Raw genomic sequence first — 16381 nt, forward strand, 5'->3', positions numbered from 1 at the left:
ATCCTTAATAAAATGGTCTTATTCATGAAATCAACAAAACAAAAACTCATCTTCGAAGATGAGCATAGAACATAGCGTATTGTACAATTCATCATGTAACGATATCTAGAAAATGTTTAATCACAATAGAAGACATTCCTAATGCCGGTGCACTCTTTCCTAAGGAAGATGGCAATAACTCATAGCTATTGGCCAATTGGGAATAACCCCTGGATGACACTTCACTTCTAATTGATTGTAAAACCATTGGATGCGATTCGATGATGCTGTTTCTTAAAATGATGGCTTGTGGGTTGAATGTATTTAAAATATTGGTAAGGCCTATGCCTAAATAGAATCCAAAATTTTGTAGCGCGTTTAAAGTTCCAATATCATTCAGATGGGCGAGGTCTATGATATCTTGAGTGGACACTTTTTTCTCTTTCGTCTGAAGAGATGTTAATAAAGTCTTCTCGGAGGCATACAATTCCCAGCAGCCTCGGTTTCCGCAACTGCATTTAGGTCCATTAAAATCTATTGTCATATGTCCCATTTCTCCAGAAAATCCGCTTACCCCTCTATATAAATGATTGTTGATAATGACACCGATCCCTATTCCTGTACTGATACTTGCATAAATAATGTTTTCGTGATTTTTTGCAGCACCGAATACTTTTTCTCCATATGCACCGGCATTTGCCTCATTTTCAATAAAAACAGGAACATTGAACGTCTCTTGAATGAAAGGTTTTAAGTCAATATTTCTCCAGTTGGAGTTCGGAGTGAAAACAATTTTTTGATTTTCATCAATGAGCCCAGGAACGCATATGCCTATACCAATAAGCCCGTACGGAGATTGTGGCATATGTGTCATAAAGTGATGAATCATATTCACTAGAATGTCTTTCGTTATTTCTGGAGAATGACATTCCAAATGATGGTGTTGATCCAGGACGATCGTCCCTTCAAGGTCTGTTAAAATGCCATTAATATAATCCACACCAACGTCTATCCCTACGGAGTATCCCGCCTTTTGATTAAAAACAAGCATGACAGGTCTTCTGCCGCCGCTTGATTGGCCCTGGCCGATTTCAAATACAAGGTTTTCTTTCATTAATGTGTTTACCTGTGATGAAACAGTTGATTTATTTAATCCAGTCTTTTCAGATAATTTTGCTCTTGAAATAGGTGAGTTCCTAAGTATTTCTTTTAATAATAATTTTTGATTTACTTTTTTGACAAAGGTTTGATCTGCGATATCCACTTCATCCACTCCATTTGTATAACCTATAAATTAAGTTGACATTTTATGTGTTCAGTATGAAACATGGTACATATCGAATCTTACCCTTATTATATCTAATGTGTTCATAAAAAACGAAAAAAATATTGAAAATACGGATGAGGTTATATAAGATGAAAATAAGTTAGTTTGTTTAGTCAACAAACTAATAAATAACTTGCTTACCATATGACATAAAATGCGCCTGAATTTATTTTTAAGGGGGAAATCACATGGTTCACTCTCATTCTAGTTCAGTTAACTACTTTGAAAGCGTAAACAAAGTGGTTTACGAAGGGACAGACTCCACTAATCCTTTAGCATTTAAATATTATAATGCTAAAGAAGTAATCGGCGGAAAAACGATGAAAGAGCATTTGCGTTTTTCGATTGCTTATTGGCATACATTTACCGCTGATGGCACAGACGTTTTTGGAGCGGCTACGATGCAAAGACCGTGGGATCAGTATAAAGGAATGGATCTGGCCAAGGCGAGAGTAGATGCAGCATTTGAGCTGTTTGAAAAACTGGATGCACCATATTTTGCTTTTCATGACCGAGATATTGCACCGGAAGGAAGTACGTTAAAAGAGACGAATCAAAATGTAGACAGTATCGTGAGCATGTTGAAAGAATACATGAGAACCAGCAACGTTAAGCTATTATGGAATACTGCAAACATGTTCACGAATCCCCGTTTCGTCCATGGTGCCGCGACTTCCTGCAATGCAGATGTGTTTGCGTATGCTGCAGCACAAGTAAAAAAAGGGCTAGAAACAGCAAAAGAACTTGGCGCCGAGAATTATGTGTTTTGGGGCGGCCGTGAAGGATACGAAACACTGTTAAATACCGATTTGAAATTAGAGCTTGATAATTTGGCCAGATTTATGCATATGGCAGTGGATTATGCGAAGGAAATCGGGTATACAGGGCAGTTTTTGATTGAACCAAAACCAAAAGAGCCGACCACTCATCAATATGATACAGATGCAGCAACAACCATTGCCTTTTTAAAGCAATATGGCTTAGACAGTCATTTTAAATTAAATCTCGAAGCCAATCATGCCACATTAGCCGGACATACATTTGAACATGAATTACGCATAGCAAGAGTACATGGTCTGCTTGGCTCTGTTGACGCGAACCAAGGTCATCCTCTTTTAGGCTGGGACACGGATGAATTTCCGACAGATTTATATTCTACGACATTAGCAATGTACGAGATCCTGCAAAATGGCGGCCTTGGTAGCGGCGGATTAAACTTTGACGCGAAGGTCAGCAGATCTTCTTTTGAGCCTGATGATTTAGTGCATGCCCATATTGCGGGGATGGATGCATTTGCAAGAGGATTGAGAGTAGCCCATAAATTAATCGAAGATCGTGTGTTTGATGATGTGATTCAACATCGTTATCGCAGCTTTACTGAAGGAATTGGTCTTGAAATTATAGAAGGAAGAGCTAATTTCCATACGCTTGAGCAATATGCGCTAAATCATAAAGCGATTAAAAACGAATCAGGAAGACAGGAGCGATTAAAAGCGATATTGAACCAATACATTTTAGAAGTATAACAGATCAAGAGAACCGCTATAAAAAGGTATAGCATGATAGCCAATACTTGAGACTACCCGTCATGATTCCTTAACTATTGTTTATTGTTATGACGGGTCATTTCTATAACTGGGCATTTATCTAGAGTGAATGTTTTTTTTACAAGGGTAAGAGGTGAAAACATGAAGTATGTCATTGGAATAGATCTTGGAACGAGTGCTGTTAAAACGATTTTAGTCAATCAAAACGGCAAGGTTTGTGCAGAAACGTCCAAAAGTTATCCGCTCATTCAAGAGAAGGCGGGATATAGTGAGCAAAATCCTGAAGACTGGGTGCAGCAAACAATTGTTGCATTGGCTGAATTGGTTTCTATATCTAACGTTGAAGCCAAGGACATTGACGGCATAAGCTATTCAGGACAAATGCATGGGTTGGTCCTGCTTGACCAAGATAAACAGGTGTTACGTCATGCCATTCTTTGGAATGATACCAGAACGACACCTCAATGTAAGAGGATGACCGAGGAGTGCGGCGATCATCTGCTTGACATCACAAAAAACCGTGTTCTAGAAGGGTTTACATTACCAAAAATGTTATGGGTGAAGGAACATGAACCTGATCTTTTTAAAAAAACTGCTGTTTTTTTGCTTCCGAAGGACTATGTGAGATTCCGTATGACTGGTGCGATTCACACCGACTACTCCGATGCGGCAGGAACTTTACTTTTACATATGACTCGCAGGGAGTGGAGTGATGATATTTGCAACCAATTTGGTATTTCTGCAGCTATTTGTCCTCCGCTTGTTGAATCTCATGAATGTGTAGGGTCGCTGCTTCCCAACGTTGCGGCGGAGACGGGGCTATTGGAAAAAACAAAAGTGTACGCTGGGGGAGCAGATAACGCTTGCGGTGCTATCGGAGCCGGTATCCTCTCATCAGAAAAAACACTATGCAGTATTGGGACGTCAGGGGTCATACTTTCCTGCGAAGAAGGCAATGAAAGAGATTTTAAAGGGAAAGTGCATTTTTTTCATCATGGAAAAAAGGATTCTTTTTATACGATGGGAGTCACGCTTGCTGCAGGATACAGTTTGGATTGGTTTAAAAGAACGTTTGCACCAAACGAATCGTTTGAGCAATTACTGCAGGGGATGGAATCCATTCCGATAGGAGCAAATGGACTATTATACACTCCTTATTTGGTTGGTGAAAGAACGCCGCATGCGGATTCTTCTATTCGGGGAAGTTTTATCGGAATGGATGGAGCTCATAAAAGAGAGCATTTTGTGAGGGCAGTAATGGAAGGCATCACATTCTCTTTACATGAATCAATTGAGCTATTTCGCGAATCGGGAAAATCAATTCATACTGTTGTTTCTATCGGTGGGGGAGCTAAAAATGAAACGTGGCTTCAAATGCAGGCAGATATTTTCAATGCGAGGGTGATTCAGTTAGAAAATGAACAGGGCCCAGCCATGGGGGCCGCTATGTTAGCTGCTTTTGGAAGTAGGTGGTTTGAATCCCTTGAAGAATGTGCAGAGCAGTTCATTCGTGAGGCTGCTATATTTTACCCAAAGGAACAAAATGTTCAAAAATATAAAACACTATTTGATTTGTATAAGAAAATTTACAGCCAAACAAAGGATCTCAATTCGGCTTTGAAGAGCTTTCGAAAAGCCTAATTGAGAAGTGTGGGACGTAAAAAGTGTATTTTCTGTCAGGAGATTAACGAAAGAACAATATAATTTGTTTCCTTGTTTTGAAAGATGATGAGATAAACAAATCATCACGGTAAGTACCAAATGAAACAATTCGAATGAACCAACCTTCTATGTATAGGTTTCGCAATATTTAAACAGTATTGGAGTGTCCGGCAGACAAAACGAACGAGCGGAACTGTATCTGTCAGCGAACACTTCAAGAAGTGGGAAAGCTTAGGGAAGATGTATGAAACCGCGCTTACGGTAGAGGGATATCAAAGTAATGGCAGTGCTAACGTAACGACGAATGTACTGGCTATTGGAGGGAAAAGCAGATAATCATTTTGTTTTGTGATTCAAACCTGATTTGGTATCCGTCTAAATTTTTGGTTCACGAAGAAAACGGAAACAAATAAGCCCCTCACGTTACCGTAAGGGGTGTTTTTATGATGTTTCTATATCATTCAACAAGCTTAAAAAGCATGTTTGACTCTATATAAGGGGATTACTAAAACAGGTAAAAAATATAGAATATTATAAAACATCTACTAATCCCTTTTGATCAATGAGACGTTATATGTCTTAAACAAATTTTAAGAAGATAAGCGTGTAGAAGCAGAAAACACACAACTAGGCAAGGGATCAGACAAGGAGAGCGGTCTTACCTAGCGGAAACATTTCCTCGAAGATGAAGAGAACTTAGTTCTGGGATAAGTGTTTTTCCTTTGGATATCAAACTTTGTGATGGTTTTTGCAGAAATTCATGCCGGAAACGAAGGGGCGTACATGTAAAGAACGCAAAGAGCATTTTCGTTGTCGACACGATAAAAATACCATGAAAAATCAGTCCTTGAGGTATATCAAACATTAATTCGGCGCATTACATCTCTCTGTTTATAGGGGGGTGGTTTTGAAAAGTAAATTCCCCCGTTAGAGGAATCTTGGTCAGCATAACGTATTTGCAAAAAATGCAAGAAAACCCTACACGTACATTACTGGGGTTGATACCTTGAAAATCTCACCATCTCTTATATAAAAACGAGGGATGCGGCGGCTTAATGTTGACACCACTTCGTAGTTAATCGTATTAAGCATGTCAGCAACCTCATCAACGGTGATCTCAGCTCCCTTTTGCTGACCGTAAATTACGACTTCCTCACCTTGTTTGCCTTCACCATGCTCTCCTAAACTGACCATGATCATATCCATTGTTACTCTCCCCGCAACTGGCACTCGTCTTCCGCGATGAAGAACAAACCCGCGATTGGAAAGGGCGCGAGAATAACCGTCAGCATACCCGACCGGCAATGTGGCGATGACTTCGTCAGGTTCTGCTATATATGTAGCCCCATAGCTAACGGTTCGGGGTTCTGTCCGCATGGTTTTTACATAAGCGATTCGCGCTTTTAAACTTAATGCAGGTTCAAGCTTCACGAGGCCTAGTTGTTTAATATAGTCTGAAGGGTATAAGCCATACATGCCGATGCCTAAACGAATCATATCAGCGCTATATTCAGGAAAAGCGATCGCCGCAGCCGTATTGTTCATATGCACGGTGGGCAATTCAATTTCTTGATTTTTTAAGAAGCTGAGAAAACTGATAAAGGTATCGTGCTGCAGCTTGGTTAGTGTAGTGTCTGGTTCATCAGCTGTTGAAAAATGTGTATAGATACCTGCCCATCTTAGGAATTTACTTGCTGTTACTGCATTCACTACTGCTAAAAGTTTTTCTTTTGTGCGTACACCTAATCGTCCCATTCCGGTGTCTACATTAATATGAATACCCAATCGATTAGCACTATCTTCGTTTTCCAATATCTTGATCGCGTTTTGAATCCAATCAGCCTGGAATGCGGTTAACTCTATATTCCAATCCGCTGATTTTTTCACACAACTAAGGGATGTAAAACCAAGCACAAGGATAGGTGCTGTAATGCCCGCTTTTCGTAAAACGATTCCCTCCTCTACGCTGGCAACAGCGAGCTCACTCGCTCCGTGTTCCAGAGCATGGCGCGCCACTTCTACAGATCCATGGCCATAACCGTTTGCTTTTACGACAGCCATAATTTTGCTCTTATTAGGAATATGGCGGCGAATCGCTCGCAAGTTTTTTTTTATGGTATCAAGATTGACTTCGATCCAAACTTCTCGGCAAAGCTTTGTCATCAAGGTTTCCTTCTTTCTTATGGAATAATAAAAAACGCATATAGCGATAACATAAATTGTTAATTGTTGGATACGTTCAATTTTATTTTATTCAACTTCATTTGAAATCATTCAATAGTAAATCTATGATAGAGAAGAAGGTGCTTATCAATGCCGACGCTGGCTCCAGAAGGATTTCATTAATGGGAAATCCCCCCATAAAGAGTACGACTGGCTCTTATTGATAAAAACCAGGAGAATACGGGGCGCCCTTTTGTTACAGGCGCGAAAATTTATGAAATGAGTATTCAGAAGAAAGAAGATCGGGATCAAATGGCAGTCGATTTCGTGTAAAACGCCTAACAATGCAGTAATTGTAAGAGAGGAGTATATATGTTAAGGGGAGTTCACTTTCAAATACCGAATGAATACGGTGTTTAACTATGGAAGATGCTTCAGCCGTTAGACATATCTAATTATATGTGGCTTACGAGTGGAGAATCCTATTTTGTTATAGACGAAGAGCTAGATAATGAGGAGCTTTTTAATGATGTTGAAAGGACTGACTTTGCGAATCGGTTAGAAACAAATCTGCAAGCATTTCCATTTGGGAAAACAGTTGATCAAGTCGAGACATATGAGGAGTTTGTTGACAGTGATTGCGAACTTGTCCTATTGTTGGCAGATAGCAGCTATGTTGAAATATATTGCAAAGACAGAAATGCCATTGAAAAATTACCGTGTGGTAACTAAATAATCTTAAAGGAGTCATACAAATGACAATGCAAATAAAAATCAAATATCTAGATGAAACACAAACAAGAATCAGCAAAATTGAGCACGGAGATTGGATTGATCTTCGTGCAGCTGAAGATGTTGCAATGAAAAAAGGTGAATTTAAACTTGTCCCATTAGGTGTAGCTATGGAATTACCCGAAGGCTACGAAGCACATGTCGTTCCCCGTTCAAGTACATATAAAAACTTTGGCGTTATTCAAACAAACTCAATGGGTGTTATCGATGAGTCATACAAGGGTGACGGCGATTTCTGGTTTTTCCCCGCTTATGCGTTACGGGATACTGAAATGAAAAAAGGAGATCGGATCTGCCAGTTCAGAATCATGAAAAAGATGCCGGCAGTTGAATTGATTGAAGTAGAGCATTTAGGTAATGTAGATAGAGGCGGACACGGTTCTACGGGAACGAAGTAAAAGCAATAACCTTGGCTGATTTTCTGAAGGAGGATTCATGGAGGTTAGCCAAGGCACACCTTATCGTATTCAAAAATGAATAATGTATTATAATGTTAAAATGGGAAGTTTTGAAAAAGTGAAATCGTAATAACTATAGTTGATAAAGAACCTAAAGATGTCAAAGAAACAATTTTTCGGGTGCTTTGCGTTTTTGAAGGTTTATTTAGTTCATGGATCACTGCACCCCATAAAAGCATGGATGCTAATATGATAATACTCATATACATATCAACGCTTCCTTTCTTGAATATTCACATTTTTAATATTAATTTTACCATTTTGTGATAAAAATGTCGATGGATTAAGCATCTCTACAAAAAAATAGTTTTAAATAGTAGGTGTGGTTCACTAAATACTAGCAATAATACTAATTACAAGCCAAGTTGTTAAATGAGATGTATTCTTTAGTCATTGAACTCATTGAGCCAAGTTCAACATACTAGATGAAATAATGTAGACTGACCAATACATACTGATATCCTCGACAAATATCATAAAAAAAGCCCCGGTCTGTCACCGAGGAAAGAAATAGATGTGTAAGAGTTTTAGTGATATTTTTTATACGATTTGACATAATCATAATAATAATCATCGTCATCATAATATTTTTTGTCATAATGATAATCGTGTTCATCACAATACTTTTTGTCATGATCATAATCCTTTTTGTCGTGATCACAATACTTTTTGTCATGGTCATAATGCTTTTTGTCGTGATCACAATACTTTTTATCATGATCATAATGCTTTTTATCATGGTCGTAATACTTTTTGTAATACTTTTTCTTCCAGGTGTAGTACTCTTCTTTATATTTTTTATAATACCCCACTTAAATTCCTCCTTTTATTATATTCGAAATTAATATATGTGGTTTAAATCATTTGGTATGGTCAAATTTAATAATAGTTTACAAATAGGGCTGTTTCTGAAACATCTGTTACTAATTAGTTAGGAGAACGGATTCTATCACAGTGAATGGGAGTAATACTAGAAGAAGGGTTTTCTTTACTTCAAGAGATTGACGAATAATCCTTAGTGATTATGCTGTCATGCTAAGCAAGAAAACTAGCGAAAAAAATTGTAAGAGGTATTGGAACATTGGCGAACATAATTAAAGGTAGGTTTGTTGCTGATCATTGAATAAAAGGAGATGTGGTTTAAATTTGAGCTGCCATTACAGTATTGGCTTTGATGGAACAGCAGAGGAAGTGTAGAAGCTTTATACTTAATGCAAATAGAGTTGAGTCTGCCTTTAAGAAAAATGTAGAAGGGTGAATGTAACTGACATGCTTGCTGTAAACCTAATGTGTTACAATACAAAATTGGAGATAAAGGCAGCACAAACTTATGTTAAGATGATGGCATCACATGGCTGATAACGGTTAAAGGAAGGGTAAACATGACACAATTCGACAAACAATACAATTCAATTATAAAGGATATCATGAATGATGGAATCTCAGATGAAGAATGTAATGTAAGAACCAAGTGGGACTCTGATGGAACACCTGCTTACACACTAAGCATCATCAGCAAGCAAATGAGATTCGACAACTCAGAAGTTCCTATTTTAACAACAAAAAAAGTTGCCTGGAAAACAGCGATTAAAGAGCTGCTCTGGATTTGGCAGCTGAAATCGAACGATGTTACAGAATTAAACAAAATGGGCGTACATATCTGGGATCAATGGAAACAAGAAGACGGCACCATCGGACAAGCCTATGGTTTCCAGCTGGGCAAGAAAAACAGAAATCTAAATGGAGAAAAAGTAGATCAGGTTGACTATCTTCTACATCAATTGAAAAGCAATCCATCTTCACGCAGACATATTACAATGCTGTGGAATCCTGATGAATTAGATTCAATGGTTTTAACACCTTGTGTATACGAGACACAATGGTATGTGAAGCAAGGTAAACTCCACCTTGAGGTAAGAGCACGGAGCAATGATATGGCGTTGGGAAATCCATTCAATGTATTTCAGTATAATGTGTTGCAGCGCATGATTGCTCAGGTGACTGGTTATGAGCTTGGTGAATATATCTTTAACATTGGTGATTGCCATGTGTACACACGTCATATCGACAATTTGAAAGTTCAAATGGAAAGAGAGCAGTTTGAAGCCCCTGAATTATGGATCAATCCCGAAGTCAAAGATTTTTATGACTTTACCATTGATGATTTCAAGTTAATCAACTATAAGCATGGCGACAAGCTTTTATTTGAGGTAGCGGTTTAATGCTGCCTCTTTATTAATCGCTGATTGGTTTGGTGCCAACCTTCATTTTAGTAAGAAAAACATCATGAAGCTGTATAAAATTGAGCAAAAAGATAATACATATATTCTAAAAACTCATTATAAAAAAGATTAACGTTGCAAGCTAATCTTTTTTATTCAGAAGAAAGTATCCTAATTTTGTAACTAGATACAAGGTAAAAGCGATCATTAAAGTTCTTGATATCACAATTCCATGAATAGCCAGATCATACCCAGCAGGTATCAATGCTTTTGTGTTAAACATAAAATGTATTGAGATTAAAAGAGCTATAATAACCAAAATCATTCCAAAAGGACCTGTTTTTCCAGATTTCATACCAATTTCCACCCTATAATATAATAAGATAAGCAAACACAAGAGCTGTAAATTCTGATGATTATTACGGATATGCTGAGCAAAACCGCCTGGCAATGCCGGCGGTCTTTTGCTGCTTTGTTTATTTATTAAGAGAAATCGTCACATTATTTCCTGAAACGACAACCTTTGCGAAATCCTGTGTATCTACTACAGGGGTGACGGCTTTATTGTCGATTGTGATGTTATTGAAAGCTGTCGAAAAGGTTGCTTTGATGGCAGAACGCTGACTTTCATACGAAACAGCCGCGGTAGCAAGAGTTTTCCATTTTGAGATTGTGCCGATATTGGTTCCTTGGATTTCTGTGATAATCCGGCCCGTATACCCGTCATTGTTCGTTCCCCAAAGGGTCATGCGTGTATTTCCGTTCAAATTTTTATAGATTGTCATTTGGACTGTGCTACCAGGGCGGAAACCTTTGGTATATGTGAATTTATCTTTTCCTTCGATATACGTTTCATTATTTTTGGATCCGACCTTCATGAGAGGCTTCCAGACATTGTATTGTTTGCTGTACTGAAGCCCGAGATCTGCCTCAGTTCCGCTTTTTGCGCTAAATCCTGAATAAATATACGGAGTAGAGACTGAGTCATCACTTTTTACGGTGTCTGGAAGCTTGATTTTAGCTGTGAAAACAGCGCCTGTACTGTTCAGGTAGGCGCGGCCGCCGATTCCCTTAGGCAGCTGGGAGGCTGCTTTTGCGACCTGAGTGTCTGCCGCGGGCAAACCTGGAATACCCGATGATAGTGTTCCGAAAAGAACCGCTGTTCCTACTGCTCCTGCAATCAATACTTTTTTCAACACAATTCCCCCTTTTTTGCAATGGTTTCATCATTTATTATACCTTATTTTGGAACTCAATTTATGTATATAAATCGACAAATTTTTCATTTTATTACTATATTTTTCTATGTGGAAAAACTGTTCCTCTAAAAGGATTTGCTCACAGCTGTTTTAAATGAGTTGAAATCCTCCTCAACATAAATACACAAATGAGTAAAGAAACGATAATCAAAAGTGTGACAGCGATCTTTTCCCAGCCTGTAACGAAGAGGGGGCTATTCATATATGTTTTCCCCTGCAAAATAACAAAAGTACAGATACACCAAGCAAAGAAAACAAATGATGGGGAACGTCAGCGCTTTGTGTGTATATATTTTCAGTTCCTCTTTAACATAGAACAAAACAAAAAGTAAGCAGATCACATTGGCAATCGATCTTATGACCTCAAAGCTTTTCATGGCAATTGATACAAATAGACAGAGAAAAATGAGATAAAATACTATGTTTTTAGAACAAAAATTCACCTTTTATGGCTATAAAATTTTCTTTATAACTGCAAATACTTATAAACACTTTTTATAAACTAATAAAACTATGTACTAAATATTCAATATGATTTTAAATTCTGTCATTAAGGCTAATTAATAAGAAAGGAAACTTCAAATTATACCAACAATAGCAGATCAAAAAAACCCGGCATTCAGCCGGGGAACAAGTGGAAAATGAGGAGATGTTAATGGAGTTTAGTAATGTTTATGCTTTTTATACTCTACAACATAATCATAGTCTTTTTTGTCGTGGTCATCATGTTTTTTATGGCAGTCATCATATTTTTTGTCATAGTCTTTTTTATCATGGTGATCACAGTATTTTTTATCATATTCGTAATACTTTTTATAATACGTTTTTTTGACCGTATAATACTCTTCTTTATATTTTTTGTAATAACCCATATATACTCCTCCTTTATTGTTAATACGCTATATTATATGGCGTATTGGTCGTGCGGCTTGGACAGTTACAACCATAGAAGAAAAAAAGGGCTGTCCAAAATCTCTAAAAAAAGAGGGGATGGAAACAAGTCAAAAATATCCGGTTATTCATCGAGACATATCATTTTCTGATATTAGTGGTTTTCTATGTTTCTGAATCACTTTTTCTACACCGCAGGGTGAAATGAAATCGATGCCTTCTAAAGCGAAGGCTGTCTCCCAGACTTTCTGAAAAGGCGCTTTCAGAGTAATGTTTTTCGCGTTTTGCGATTAAGATCCATTCGTTTACCTCTTGACACATGATGTTTTATCAATTATGTCATATAATAATTAATAAGATCATACCCGCCGTTTACATGATTTATTGTGCATTCTGTCGATGAACATTTCTGTTAAAGGGGGGAGTACTCCATGTATGAGAAAGAAAATACAGTGAGAGAGTGGAAAGTGTATATTTTCGTCTTTTTATTTATGATTGTTTGTGCAGCTGCAATTGTTATTGTTGAAAAAGAAATCCAGTTCAGCCAACTTGTTCTGCGCGGATTTGATGGGTTTATCAGTTTTGTTTTATTAGCCAACGTACTGTTTTTCTGGAGGCGGAGCAAAGGGATCGCTTTTTTTTCAGGAGTTTTAGCTGTACTCAATTTCATGATGGTTCTATCTCTGAGTTAGAATCTAAAACAGGGGGGGTTTTATGCTAGGAAAAATCAAAGCAGCCATTGATAACAGCCCGGGAAAACCGGCCAGGATTGTAGTCAGCGAAAAAGCGTTTCAGCAACTAGAGAAAGAGATGCGCTTTGTTTACGTTTCTATACCGAAAACGATTATGGGAATACCTGTGGAAGTGTCAGATCAGGCAGAAAGCTTCAAGCTGGAATTTTAATTGATTCTGAATGGCGAAAAGGCTCATGCTGCGCTTTTTTTATTATATGAAAGTTAAGATTCGTTATCATTTTTAAACAAGCGCTTGCAAACATGGTTCAGTTTTTTATACTAAAGTGGAGTATTTCTGCTTTATTAAAATGCTGAGAACATGGGAGGAAGCAATGCACGAACATAAAAGCAACAGCTTTAAAACGCTGATAGAAATTTTCATTATTTCAACAAGACTTGGATTTACATCATTCGGAGGTCCCATTGCTCATCTGGGCTATTTCTATGAAGAATATATTCGCAAAAGAAAATGGCTAGATGAAAAAAGCTATGCCGATTTGGTTGCATTGTGCCAGTTCTTGCCTGGTCCAGCGAGCAGCCAAGTTGGGATAGGGATTGGTGTGATGCGTGGCGGGTTACTTGGCGGGATCGTTTCATTTCTCGGCTTTACGCTGCCCTCTGTTTTGGCATTGATTATATTTGCTCTTATGTTACAACATACCAATGTAGAGCAAGCCGGCTGGATTCATGGTTTAAAAATCGTAGCGGTCGCTGTTGTTGCCCACGCTATAGCGGGAATGGCTCAAAAACTGACGCCCGATGCCAAACGAAAAACGATTGCATTGTTTGCATTGATTGTCGCACTTTTATGGCAAACCGTGTATACGCAAGCTGGCATTATCATCCTTGCGGCGGCAATTGGTTTTCTAATGTTTAAAGAGTCTGCCGGCAAAAAAGAATCAGCTGTCCGTTTTCCAATTTCTAAGACATTCGGAACAGTGTGTCTTTCTGTATTTTTCGGGTTGCTTGTTCTTCTGCCCGTCCTTCGAGAAGCTGCGGACTTGCGGTGGCTTTCTATGTTTGACAGCTTTTACAGGGCTGGTTCCTTGGTTTTTGGCGGGGGACATGTTGTCTTGCCGTTATTGGAACAGGAATTTGTACCGGCCGGAATGGTCAGTAAAGAAGCATTTTTAGCAGGATATGGCGCAGCACAGGCTGTGCCGGGGCCATTATTTACATTCGCCGCCTATCTTGGTGCGGTCATGGGCGGCTGGCAGGGCGGCATGTTAGCTGCTATTGCCATCTTCCTGCCTGCTTTTTTGCTGATTTTAGGTGCGCTGCCCTATTGGGATGTTTTGCGGAGAAATCCTCATCTAAAAGGAGCTCTTGCAGGAGTGAATGCAGCGGTAGTCGGAATTTTGATTTCAGCTTTTTATTTTCCGATTTGGACAAGTGCGATTTTGAATCCGATTGATTTTGCGTTTGCGGCCGTATTGTTCAGTATGCTTGCTTATTGGAAACTGCCTCCGTGGGTTGTCGTAGTCACGGGTGTGATTGGCGGCTTTCTTTTGAGCCTTCTTTAACTTAGATATCTCTAAAGCGTGATGAAACATTCATCACGCTTTTTTTATTGTGAAAAAAGATGAACATAAAAAAGAGATGTACGGGAAAAATAATCCTATTAGAGTGAAGGGGATTGACAGATGGATAATATGATATCAACACTTACTGACTGGACAGTATGGCTTCAAGCGTTAGTTGTATTCCTCGTTCCATATGCAATCAATAAGGTATTTACTTGGATTGATATATAAGAAGGTGCAATTATGAGATGGCGGAACCATCAGTACAAAACAAAGAAGCAGCATCAAGGCTCAGATCAATCAAAAGCTGAAACGGACCAAGAAGTATTATCCGGTCATTTCGGGGACGACATTGAACTAGTGAAAAGAAAAATCGGGCATAACGGAGACGTTCATATCCGGGAATTTGAAATCAATCATTCACATGTGAAAGCGGCATTGATCTTTGTTGATGGACTGTCTGATCAGGATTTGATTAATAAAGGGATATCTGCTTTAGTCATGAATCAGCCTCATCAAGCAAGAGAGGACATTTCTCAACCCGGTAAAGGCAAATTCACTTCGCAGGATATCAAGAATCAAATCGGATCAATTTGTGATGTCGCAGAGTCGGAAAAAATCAGTGCTATCGTGTTGAATGTTTTCATGGGTTCCACAGCGCTTCTTATCGATGGAATGCCGCAGGCCTTTCTTCTGGGAACCGTAAAAAAACAAAATCGAAGCATTGAGGAGCCGCTTTCAGAAGCGCTTGTCAGAGGGCCGCGGACGGGCTTTACAGAAGAGTTGAGTACGAATACAGCTCTTTTAAGGCAGCAAGGGAAAAATGATCAATTGACATTTCAGAAATTTGAAGTAGGGACACGGCTAAAAAAGGATTTAATCATCGCTTACATGAATGACATAGCAGATCCAGAAGTGGTCGAGGAAGTAAAAAAAAGAGTGAAAGGAATCGAGATCGATCATCTGCCGGAATCTGGCTATGTTGAACAGCTAATCGAGGACAATTATCTCAGTCCCTTTCCGCAAGTACAAGGTACAGAACGGCCTGATCGCGTCATCAGCGGATTAATGGAAGGAAGAGTAGCCATTCTGCTTGACGGCACTCCGTTTGCTTTGCTTGTTCCGGTTACTTTCAGCATGGTGCTTCAATCGCCTGAAGATTATTATGAAAGGTGGTTCCCAAGCTCGTTCATCAGATTGTTGAGGTTCATTGCGGCAATCATAACCTTATTTGCACCGGCTTTATATATATCATTTATTTCTTTTCATCCGGGGTTAATTCCGACCAAACTGGCCATTTCAATTTCCGGGACGCGTCAGGGTGTTCCGTTTCCCTCACTCATTGAAGCTTTATTTATGGAAATTGCGATCGAAATTTTACGGGAAGCGGGGCTTCGTCTGCCAAAGCCCATCGGACCTGCAATAGGCATCGTTGGCGGGTTAATTATCGGGGAAGCAGCTGTGCAAGCGGGTATTGTCAGCCCAATCATGGTCATTGTCGTTGCGCTCACAGCCATTTCTTCATTTGCCATCCCGCATTACAGTACAGGCATTGCGCTTCGGGTGCTTCGGTTTGGCGCGATGTTTTGCGCGGCGGTGTTTGGGTTATTTGGTGTCATTATGTATTATCTGCTTTTAAGCAGCCATGTCGTAAAATTGAAAAGCTTTGGCCTTCCATACGCAAGCCCAGCGGTCCCTTATTATGTGAAAGATTGGAAGGATTTTATCATCAGAATGCCTCTCTTAGTCATGAAGCGCAGGCCGAAAATCATGAATACAGATAATGCAAAACGGGTGAAATGATGACCTCGACAGGATGGTGCT

14 protein-coding genes and 4 pseudogenes are annotated in these 16381 nt (G+C 39.0%); 11 read left to right on the forward strand and 7 right to left on the reverse strand.

Going from position 1 to position 16381, the window contains the following annotated elements:
- Positions 1-91 precede the first annotated feature (91 nt).
- Positions 92-1243: a transcriptional repressor XylR gene (xylR, locus tag M1D98_RS09240; protein WP_121642634.1), complete on the reverse strand. Its 1152-nt coding sequence runs from the start codon at positions 1241-1243 to the stop codon at positions 92-94.
- Positions 1244-1494: 251 nt separating this feature from the next.
- Here xylR and xylA point away from each other — a divergent pair, with 251 nt between their 5' ends.
- From xylA to M1D98_RS09260, 4 genes and pseudogenes are all read left to right on the forward strand, one after another.
- On the forward strand, positions 1495-2832 hold the full coding sequence (xylA, locus tag M1D98_RS09245; RefSeq protein ID WP_268538672.1) for a xylose isomerase: 1338 nt from the start codon (positions 1495-1497) through the stop codon (positions 2830-2832).
- A 162-nt stretch (positions 2833-2994) separates the two neighbouring features.
- Positions 2995-4494: a xylulokinase gene (gene xylB, locus M1D98_RS09250; RefSeq protein WP_435576652.1), complete on the forward strand. Its 1500-nt coding sequence runs from the start codon at positions 2995-2997 to the stop codon at positions 4492-4494.
- 122 nt (positions 4495-4616) lie between these two features.
- Positions 4617-4851, forward strand: a pseudogene (locus M1D98_RS09255) (glycoside hydrolase family 11 protein); the annotation flags it as partial.
- Positions 4852-5260: 409 nt separating this feature from the next.
- Positions 5261-5412, forward strand: a pseudogene (locus M1D98_RS09260) (hypothetical protein); the annotation flags it as partial.
- An 81-nt stretch (positions 5413-5493) separates the two neighbouring features.
- Here M1D98_RS09260 and alr read toward each other — a convergent pair.
- Positions 5494-6678 (reverse strand): alanine racemase, encoded by a 1185-nt coding sequence (alr, locus tag M1D98_RS09265; protein WP_435576651.1) that lies wholly within the window; start codon positions 6676-6678, stop codon positions 5494-5496.
- Between the two features lie 429 nt (positions 6679-7107).
- Here alr and M1D98_RS09270 point away from each other — a divergent pair.
- Together M1D98_RS09270 and M1D98_RS09275 are read left to right on the forward strand one after the other, a co-directional pair.
- Positions 7108-7395, forward strand: a pseudogene (locus M1D98_RS09270) (DUF2691 family protein); the annotation flags it as partial.
- A 38-nt stretch (positions 7396-7433) separates the two neighbouring features.
- Positions 7434-7868, forward strand: coding sequence for a dUTP diphosphatase (locus M1D98_RS09275; protein WP_121642638.1), 435 nt, complete (start codon positions 7434-7436; stop codon positions 7866-7868).
- 587 nt (positions 7869-8455) lie between these two features.
- On the opposite strand, the gene M1D98_RS09280 is transcribed toward M1D98_RS09275, so the two are convergent.
- Positions 8456-8740, reverse strand: a complete 285-nt coding sequence (locus M1D98_RS09280; RefSeq protein ID WP_456280193.1) for a hypothetical protein — start codon at positions 8738-8740, stop codon at positions 8456-8458.
- A gap of 570 nt (positions 8741-9310) precedes the next feature.
- Between M1D98_RS09280 and M1D98_RS09285 the strand changes: the two genes are divergently transcribed.
- Positions 9311-10150, forward strand: coding sequence for a thymidylate synthase (locus M1D98_RS09285; RefSeq protein ID WP_010330751.1), 840 nt, complete (start codon positions 9311-9313; stop codon positions 10148-10150).
- A gap of 142 nt (positions 10151-10292) precedes the next feature.
- Here M1D98_RS09285 and M1D98_RS09290 read toward each other — a convergent pair whose 3' ends face one another.
- The 4 genes and pseudogenes from M1D98_RS09290 to cotC all read right to left on the reverse strand — a co-directional run bounded on the left by M1D98_RS09290 (position 10293) and on the right by cotC (position 12281).
- Positions 10293-10577 (reverse strand): hypothetical protein, encoded by a 285-nt coding sequence (locus tag M1D98_RS09290; RefSeq protein WP_121643734.1) that lies wholly within the window; start codon positions 10575-10577, stop codon positions 10293-10295.
- Between the two features lie 49 nt (positions 10578-10626).
- The gene (locus M1D98_RS09295) at positions 10627-11349 is read right to left on the reverse strand and encodes a YrpD family protein (protein WP_121642641.1); all 723 of its coding nucleotides are present in this window, start codon (positions 11347-11349) and stop codon (positions 10627-10629) included.
- Between the two features lie 139 nt (positions 11350-11488).
- Positions 11489-11786 (reverse strand): annotated as a pseudogene (locus M1D98_RS09300) (YoqO family protein).
- Positions 11787-12071: 285 nt separating this feature from the next.
- Positions 12072-12281 carry a spore coat protein CotC gene (gene cotC / locus M1D98_RS09305; RefSeq protein ID WP_121642642.1) on the reverse strand — a complete coding sequence of 70 codons (210 nt, stop codon included), beginning with the start codon at positions 12279-12281 and terminating at the stop codon, positions 12072-12074.
- 450 nt (positions 12282-12731) lie between these two features.
- On the opposite strand from cotC, the gene M1D98_RS09310 reads away from it, so the two are divergent.
- The 4 genes from M1D98_RS09310 (at position 12732) to M1D98_RS09325 (ending at position 16360) form a co-directional block, all read left to right on the forward strand.
- On the forward strand, positions 12732-12992 hold the full coding sequence (locus M1D98_RS09310) for a hypothetical protein (RefSeq protein WP_121642643.1): 261 nt from the start codon (positions 12732-12734) through the stop codon (positions 12990-12992).
- 22 nt (positions 12993-13014) lie between these two features.
- Positions 13015-13203, forward strand: a complete 189-nt coding sequence (locus M1D98_RS09315; protein WP_010330674.1) for a hypothetical protein — start codon at positions 13015-13017, stop codon at positions 13201-13203.
- 163 nt (positions 13204-13366) lie between these two features.
- Positions 13367-14557 carry a chromate efflux transporter gene (gene chrA / locus M1D98_RS09320; RefSeq protein WP_121642644.1) on the forward strand — a complete coding sequence of 397 codons (1191 nt, stop codon included), beginning with the start codon at positions 13367-13369 and terminating at the stop codon, positions 14555-14557.
- A 240-nt stretch (positions 14558-14797) separates the two neighbouring features.
- Positions 14798-16360: a spore germination protein gene (locus M1D98_RS09325; protein WP_121642645.1), complete on the forward strand. Its 1563-nt coding sequence runs from the start codon at positions 14798-14800 to the stop codon at positions 16358-16360.
- The last annotated feature ends 21 nt before the right edge of the window (positions 16361-16381 follow it).

It is taken from the genome of Bacillus sp. K7 (assembly GCF_053903245.1).

Bases quoted from the DNA above. Each gene is read 5' to 3' on its own strand.
- xylB (WP_435576652.1), top strand. From the start codon at position 2,995: ATGAAGTATGTCATTGGAATAGATCTTGGAACGAGTGCTGTTAAAACG.
- chrA (WP_121642644.1), top strand. From the start codon at position 13,367: ATGCACGAACATAAAAGCAACAGCTTTAAAACGCTGATAGAAATTTTC.
- M1D98_RS09315 (WP_010330674.1), top strand. From the start codon at position 13,015: ATGCTAGGAAAAATCAAAGCAGCCATTGATAACAGCCCGGGAAAACCG.
- cotC (WP_121642642.1), bottom strand. From the start codon at position 12,281: ATGGGTTATTACAAAAAATATAAAGAAGAGTATTATACGGTCAAAAAA.
- xylA (WP_268538672.1), top strand. From the start codon at position 1,495: ATGGTTCACTCTCATTCTAGTTCAGTTAACTACTTTGAAAGCGTAAAC.
- M1D98_RS09310 (WP_121642643.1), top strand. From the start codon at position 12,732: ATGTATGAGAAAGAAAATACAGTGAGAGAGTGGAAAGTGTATATTTTC.
- M1D98_RS09275 (WP_121642638.1), top strand. From the start codon at position 7,434: ATGACAATGCAAATAAAAATCAAATATCTAGATGAAACACAAACAAGA.
- alr (WP_435576651.1), bottom strand. From the start codon at position 6,678: ATGACAAAGCTTTGCCGAGAAGTTTGGATCGAAGTCAATCTTGATACC.
- M1D98_RS09285 (WP_010330751.1), top strand. From the start codon at position 9,311: ATGACACAATTCGACAAACAATACAATTCAATTATAAAGGATATCATG.